Below are 7216 nucleotides of genomic sequence, written 5' to 3'. Positions count from 1 at the left end.
TACTGCAACTCGGGGTGGGCATGAAAATCGCGGCGCCATTCGGCGACCTGGTCGGCGAACTCGGCAATGGCATTGATGACGGGCATAGTGAACCTGGCGTTCGTAAGTCGCCACATTGCCCGCTCCGGGGCAGGGGGGTCAACCCGGCGAAGGGCGGAGGCGGTGGCAAACCGGCGCCCGGCGCGCCGGCGCAGCCTCGTGGGTCCTGCCGCGTCCGCTCAGCGCGTATTGTGCAGCATGCCCTGGAAGGCGCGATAGCTGGCCTTGGGCGTCCGGACCTGCGTCTCGTAGTCGACATGCACGATGCCGAAGCGCGAGGTATAGCCTTCAGCCCACTCGTAATTGTCGAGCAGCGACCAGGCGAAGAAGCCGCGAACGTCGGCGCCTTGTGCCTGCGCGTTGGCAACGGCGCGCAGGTGGTCGTCATAGAACTTCACCCGGCGGGTATCGTCCGTCTCGCTCATGCCGGTCTCGGTCACGTAGAGCGGCACCTTGGTGTACTCGCGGCCGACGCGAACGAGCAGATCCTCGAGGCCCTTGGGGTAGATTTCCCAGCCGAGGTCGGATTTTTCCAGTTCCCCCGAGATGCGACGACCGCCGAACAGGCCGGCCTCGGGATCGCCCGCATAGATGCCGCGGGTGTAGTAGTTGATGCCCAGCCAGTCGAGCGGGCGGGACACCACGTCCATGTCGCGCTGAAAGCCCTCCGGCAGCCAGGGCGCCAGCGCCGTGGTGAGTTCCTCCGGATAGGCGCCCTTGAACACGCCGCCGAGGTACCAGCGGTTGAACAGGGCATCGCCGATGTTCTCGGCCGCGAGGTCTTCGGGCCTGTCGGAGGCCGGCTCGGTCTTTTCGAGGTTGAGCACGATGCCGAGATTCTTGGTGCCCTCGCCGCGCAGGGCATCGATGGCCGTGCCGTGGGCCAGCAGCACGTGATGCATGGCTCGCGCGGCGGCGCGCAGGTCGCGGTAGCCGGGGGCGTGGATGCCGAGGAAGTGGCTGAGGAAGGCGACGCACCAGGGCTCGTTGATCGTCGCCGTGGCATGCAGGCGATCCCCGAACCGGTTGCCCACCAGCGCGGCGTAGTCGGCGAACCAGCCGGCAATGTCGCGATTCATCCACCCGCCGCGATCCATCAGCGCGCTGGGCAGATCCCAGTGGTAGAGGGTCGCGAACGGCTTGAGGCCGCGCTCCAGCATGCCGTCGATCAGCCGGTCGTAGAAATCGAGCCCCGCCTGGTTGATGGCGCCGGTTCCCTCGGGGATCAGCCGCGGCCAGGCGAGCGAGAACCGATAGGCGTCGAAGCCGCCGTCGCGGATGAGATCGAGGTCTGCCGGCCAGCGATTGTAGTGGTCGGTGGCGATCGAGCCGTCGTGACGGTGCTTCACGTTGCCGGGGGTGGCGGCGAAAGTGTCCCAGATGCAGGTGCCGCGGCCATCGGTCTGCCCGCCTTCGATCTGGTAGGCAGCGGTGGCCGTGCCGAAGGTGAAGTTGGGACCGAGGTCGCTGCGGGAAATCGAAAACACCAGGGCTTCTCCTCGGCAGGTGGCGCCATTCAGCGCTCGTGATTGATCGAACCAGACCACCGAATTCGACATCGGGCGGTCAATGTAATCGATTGCATAGCAGTCGATGGGGCGAGTGTCACCCCTTCACCCCTTCCCGCGAGGCCGGAATGCGGCCGAAACCGGCCGCGGTGCCGCTAGGGCCTCAGCGCGGGATGGGCGGCAAGCAGGCGCTTCGCGATGGTCCGGAAGGGCAGGGCCTCGGCGCTGTCGGGGCTGGTCGCCACGACCGGCCGGCCGGCATCGGAGGTCTCGCGGATCGACATGACCAGCGGGATCTCGCCGAGGAACGGGATCCCCAGCCCGTCGGCCGCGGCATGCGCGCCGCCATGGCCGAAGATATCGTAGCGCTTGCCGGTGTCCGGGGCGACGAAGTAGCTCATGTTCTCGACGATGCCGAGGATCGGCACCTCGGTACGCAGCAGCATGTCCATGGCCTTGGTGGCGTCGATCAGCGCCAGGTCCTGGGGCGTGGAAACGATCACCGCGCCGAGCAGCGGCACCTGCTGGACCAGCGAGATCTGGATGTCGCCGGTGCCGGGCGGCAGGTCAACCACGAGCAGGTCGAGCCCGCCCCAGTCGCTTTCGCGCAGCAACTGGCGCAGCGCCGAGGTGGCCATCGGGCCGCGCCAGACCACGGCCTGGCCGGGGGTGAGCATGGAGCCGATCGACATGGCCCTCAGCCCATACGCCTCGTGCGGCGAGAAGATGCCATCCTCGCGCACCGCCGGCTTGCCTTCGAGCCCGAGGAGCTTCGGGATCGAGGGGCCGTAGAGGTCGGCATCGAGGATGCCGGTGCTGAGGCCCTCGGCGGCGAAGGCCAGTGCCAGGTTGACGGCCACTGTCGACTTGCCGACGCCGCCCTTGCCGGAACCGACCGCGACGATGTGGCGAATGCCCGGCACCGCCTCGCGCGGCGCCGGACCGGGGCGGCCCTGCGCCTTGGCCTGTCCGGTGGCGGCCTGGTTGCGGTCCGACGTCAGCGACACCATGACCTTGCGGCCCTCGGCGGCTTTCTCGGCCGCGGCCTGGGCTGCGCTGCGGGTGGGACCGAACGCCGCCTCCATGCCGGGCGCCACCGAGATGGCGAAGGCGACGGCATGCTGGGTGACGATGATCTCGCTCAGGCCGCCATAGCCGGCAAGCGTGCCGCCGCCCGGGATGGTGACGCTCGCCAGCGCATTGCGGACGGCGGCGGAGATGGGTTCATTGGCCATGTGACGATTTCAATGTGACGGTTTCCTGCAACCGGTGACCGGCCACCACGGAGTCATTCCCGCGAAAGCGGGAATCTCTGTTTCCCGCCCGTGTCTGAGTCGCAAACGGCGGTCCCCGCTTTCGCAGGGATGATGCCGAGTGTGTGGCTGGGCGGCCGTGCTGCCGCCCTCAGAGGATCGACTGGCCGGTGGACTTCCAGTCCTTGACGAACTGCTCGAGCCCCGACTTGGTCAGCGGGTGATCGGCAAGCTTGTAGATCACCGCCGGCGGTATGGTGGCGACATCGGCGCCGGCCAGCGCCGCCTCGGTCACATGGTTGGCCGAGCGGATCGAGGCGGCGAGGATCTCGGTCGAGAAATTGTAGTTGTCGTAGATCTGGCGGATGTCGCGGATCAACTGCATGCCCTCGAGATTGATGTCGTCGAGGCGGCCGATGAAGGGCGAGATATAGGTCGCGCCGACCTTGGCGGCGAGCAGCGCCTGATTGGCCGAGAAGCACAGCGTGACGTTGGTCTTGATGCCCTTCTGCGAGAAGTGGCGGCAGGCCCGCAGCCCCTCGAAGGTGAGTGGCAGCTTGATCACCACGTTGTCGGCGATCTTGGCCAGGTGCTCGCCCTCGGCGACCATGCCGGCATGATCGGTGGCGGCGACTTCGGCCGAGACCGGCCCGGGGACGATCTCGCAGATTTCCCTGATCACTTCCTTGAAGTTGCGACCGGACTTGGCGACCAGCGAGGGGTTGGTCGTCACCCCGTCGAGCAGGCCGGTTTCATAGAGATCGCGGATATCCTTGATCTCGGCGGTATCGACGAAGAACTTCATGGCGTTCCCCTCCGGGAGAGTGGTGTGCTGGTGTCTAGGTATGCCGATTGTGGCGCGTCGCAAGGGCGCGCCGCAAGTCGTGTTCAGCCGATCGCGGCGAGCAGCTTGTCGGCCAGTTCGCCGACGCGATCCTCGGGAATGCCGGCGACATTGATGCGGCTGTCATTGATCATGTAGACGCCGTCCTCGGTCTTCAGCCGGGTGACGACGTTCTCGGGCAGGCCGAGCAGCGAGAACATGCCGGAATGCTGGGCGATGAAGTCGAAGTCCTTGGAGTTCGATCGCTGCCGGATGGCATCGGCAAGCTTCACCCGCAGCCGCTGCATGCGCTCGCGCATCTGGGTCAGCTCCGCCTCCCATTCGGCGCGCAACTCCTTGTCCTCGAGAATGACCCGGACGACTTCGGCGCCGTGGTCGGGAGTCTGGCTGATCGTGCCGCGAATGATGTTCTGCATCTGCGACGACACCACGTCCGCCGTCTCGCTGTCGCGCGCGATGGCGATGGCGACGCCGGCGCGCTCGCGATAGAGCCCGAAGTTCTTCGACGCCGAAAACGCGATCATGCACTCGGGAACACTCGTCGCGACCTTGCGCACGCCATAGGCGTCCGCCTCGATGCCGTCGCCGAAGCCGAGATAGGCGAGGTCGACCAGCGGGAAGGCGCCGGTGCGCTTCAGGCTCTCGGCAACGCGATCCCACTGGGCCGGCGTCAGGTTGGCGCCCGTCGGGTTGTGGCAGCAGCCATGCAGCAGCACCACGTCGTTGCTGTCGAGCCCCTCGATGACCGCCATCATCGCGTCGAAATCGACGGCACGGGTCTTTGGATCGAAGTACCGGTAATAGTGCACCGACAGCCCGGCATTCTCGGCGAGCGGAATGTGGTTGGGCCAGGTCGGGTCGGAGATGAAGATGCGCCCGCCCGGCCGGGCCCGGCCCAGCACATGCATCAGGATCATCAGCGCGCCGGTGCCTCCGGCGCCGTTGACGCAGCGGATGCGGGCGGTGTCGATCACCCCGGCCAGCGCCAGGTCGACGATGGCGGCGGAGAATTCCTTGTTGCCGACCACGCCCTTGTAGGTCTTGGTCTTGGCCCCGTCGAGGATGCGCTGCTCGGCCTTCCTGACCGCGGACATGATCGGCGTGTTGTTGCCGGGGTCCTTGTAGACGCCGACGCCGAGGTCGATCTTGTCGGTGCGCGGATCGGCAGCGTACTCGGCCATGAGTACGAAGATCTTGTCGAGCGTGGCCTTCTTGAGCGTCTCAAACATCTTGGTTTTCCGGGAAAAGCAGGCGGGGGAGTTATAGGCAGGCTGGGCGGAATTGCAACCGTGGGCGGCCGCGATCGCGCGGCCGGGCGAGGCGGGCGAACCGGCCCGCGCCCGCCGACCCGATGGCCTGCCGATTGACACCCGACGTGCCGGCGCGCATCACCGGAGCAGTCGCACCGCCTCAGGGGAGCCCGCCAGTGAGCCTCGTTCCGCCCAGTGTTTCCGTTGCCCCGATGACGGAGCAGAAGTCGACGCCGCTGCCTTCCGTCGACAAGGACTGGTGGCGCGGCGCCGTCATCTACCAGATCTATCCGCGCTCGTTTCAGGATCACAACGGCGACGGCATCGGCGACCTTGTCGGCATCACCGAGCGGCTCGACTACGTCGCCGATCTCGGCGTCGATGCGATCTGGCTCAGCCCGTTCTTCACCTCGCCGATGAAGGATTTCGGCTACGACGTCTCCAACTATCGCGACGTCGATCCGATCTTCGGAACACTCGGCGATTTCGACCGGCTGCTCGAAAAGGCGCACTCCCGCGGCCTCAAGGTGATCATCGACCAGGTGATCTCGCACTCCTCCGACAAGCACCCCTGGTTTCAGGAAAGCCGGCAGTCGCGGACCAACCCCAGGCACGACTGGTACGTCTGGGCCGACCCGAACCCTGACGGCACGCCTCCCAACAACTGGCTTTCGATCTTCGGCGGCTCGGCCTGGACCTGGGACAGCCGGCGCATGCAGTACTACATGCACAACTTCCTCGCCTCCCAGCCGGACCTCAACTTCCACAATCCGGACGTGCAGGATGCCGTGCTCGGCGCCATGCGCTTCTGGCTCGATCGCGGCGTCGACGGCTTCCGGCTCGACACGGTGAACTTCTACTTCTGCTCGGAGGGGCTCGAGTCCAATCCGGTGGTGCGCCCCGAGGACTTCAACGCCTCGACTGCCCCGGCGGTGAACCCCTACAATTTCCAGGAGCACGTCTACGACAAGAGCCGGCCGGAAAACCTGGCCTTCCTCCGGCGCGTGCGGTCACTGCTCGACGAGTACCCGGGCACCACCAGCGTCGGCGAAATCGGCGACAGCCAGCACCAGCTGGAGATCATGGCGCAGTACACGTCGGGCGAGGACCGGCTGCACATGGCGTACACCTTCGACTACCTCGGCGGCGCCTTCGACGCCGGCCATTTCCGCAGCTCGATCGATCTCACCGAAAAGGACGCGCCGGACGGCTGGATCTGCCTCGCCTTTTCCAACCACGACGTGGCGCGGCACCTCAGTCGCTGGGGCGCCCACAACCACAAGGAGGCCTTCGCCCGGCTGGCGTCCACCATGCTGCTGACCATGCGCGGCTCCGTCTGCCTCTATCAGGGCGAGGAACTGGGCCTCACCGAGGCCGAGCTCGCCTTCGAGGACCTCGTCGATCCCTACGGCATCGAGTTCTGGCCCGAGTTCAAGGGCCGCGACGGCTGCCGCACGCCGATGGTGTGGCAGGCCGCGGCGCACCTGGGTGGCTTCACCACCGCACAGAGGGCCTGGCTGCCCGTGCCTGCCGATCACCTGCGGCGGGCCGTCGACCAGCAGGAAAAGCAGAACGACTCGCTGCTGCACCACTACCGGGCGACCCTCGATTTCCGCAGGAAGCACCCGGCTCTCGCCAAGGGCAGCATCGAAACCCTCGATGCGCCCGACGGTGTGCTGATGTTCCTCCGCTCCGCATCGGGCGAGACGATGCTCTGTGCCTACAACATGACCGAGGCGCACAGGTCGGTCACCCTGCCGGCCGGCATGGCGGTGCGATCCGCGGATGCGCCCGGCTCAGTTGCCGGTCCGGTCGACGGGACCCTCGTCCTGCCCCCGTTCGCCGCCTTCGTCGGCAGCGTCGTCGGCTGACCCCGCCCCCGGCGCCGTGGCGGACGGCGCCGGCGCCTCCAGCTTGTGCGGCGGCAGGGCGATGAGCAGCGGCGCCGGCGGCAGCAGCCTGCCGGGCGGTGCCATGATCGGGGACTCGGCCGGAACCGGGTCGCCGGGCGGGGCAGGCTCTGTCGCGACTTCCGGCGTCGACAACTCGGGCGCAGGCTCCGGCGTCGGCAACTCGGACGCAACGTCCAATTTCGGTACCGGGCTCGCTTCCCCCGGCGCCTGTGGCGCCGGTGCCGCCGGCTCGGCAATGGCGCGAGGGTCCGGCGTCGATTCGACGGCCGGCGGAGTCCAGGTCTCCGGTATCGACGGGCCGGGATGGAGTTCCGTCGCGTCGGCCGGCTCGGGCAGAGACGCCGGCTCTACCGCCGCCGCGGCGTCGATGTCCTTGATCTCGATGGCTGGCCGCCCGTCCGTCGGCTCG

The 7216-nt window shown here is 67.3% G+C and carries 5 protein-coding genes and 1 pseudogene; 1 reads left to right on the top strand and 5 read right to left on the bottom strand.

Translation table 11 applies throughout. The features are described from left to right. Window positions 1-218: 218 nt before the first annotated feature. The 4 genes from ACE3TU_RS16420 to ACE3TU_RS16405 all read right to left on the bottom strand — a co-directional run bounded on the left by ACE3TU_RS16420 (window position 219) and on the right by ACE3TU_RS16405 (window position 4873). The gene (locus ACE3TU_RS16420) at window positions 219-1526 is read right to left on the bottom strand and encodes a GH1 family beta-glucosidase (protein ID WP_374626107.1); all 1308 of its coding nucleotides are present in this window, start codon (window positions 1524-1526) and stop codon (window positions 219-221) included. 176 nt (window positions 1527-1702) lie between these two features. Next, complete coding sequence (locus ACE3TU_RS16415) at window positions 1703-2782, bottom strand: Mrp/NBP35 family ATP-binding protein (RefSeq protein ID WP_374626105.1); 1080 nt, start codon at window positions 2780-2782, stop codon at window positions 1703-1705. Between the two features lie 169 nt (window positions 2783-2951). Then, window positions 2952-3605 carry a fructose-6-phosphate aldolase gene (gene fsa / locus ACE3TU_RS16410; RefSeq protein WP_374626103.1) on the bottom strand — a complete coding sequence of 218 codons (654 nt, stop codon included), beginning with the start codon at window positions 3603-3605 and terminating at the stop codon, window positions 2952-2954. 83 nt (window positions 3606-3688) lie between these two features. Next, window positions 3689-4873, bottom strand: coding sequence for an aromatic amino acid transaminase (locus ACE3TU_RS16405; protein ID WP_374626101.1), 1185 nt, complete (start codon window positions 4871-4873; stop codon window positions 3689-3691). A gap of 233 nt (window positions 4874-5106) precedes the next feature. On the opposite strand from ACE3TU_RS16405, the gene ACE3TU_RS16400 reads away from it, so the two are divergent. Further along, window positions 5107-6765 (top strand): alpha-glucosidase family protein, encoded by a 1659-nt coding sequence (locus ACE3TU_RS16400; RefSeq protein ID WP_374626109.1) that lies wholly within the window; start codon window positions 5107-5109, stop codon window positions 6763-6765. On the opposite strand, the pseudogene ACE3TU_RS16395 reads toward ACE3TU_RS16400, so the two are convergent. Next, window positions 6691-7216, bottom strand: a pseudogene (locus tag ACE3TU_RS16395) (hypothetical protein); the annotation flags it as partial. The gene ACE3TU_RS16400 and the pseudogene ACE3TU_RS16395 overlap by 75 nt on opposite strands.

It is taken from the genome of Devosia sp. (assembly GCF_041917035.1).
GTDB lineage: Bacteria > Pseudomonadota > Alphaproteobacteria > Rhizobiales > Devosiaceae > Devosia_A.
Note: the sequence above shows the minus strand (reverse complement) of the source record. Positions and strands in the feature narration are given on the sequence as shown.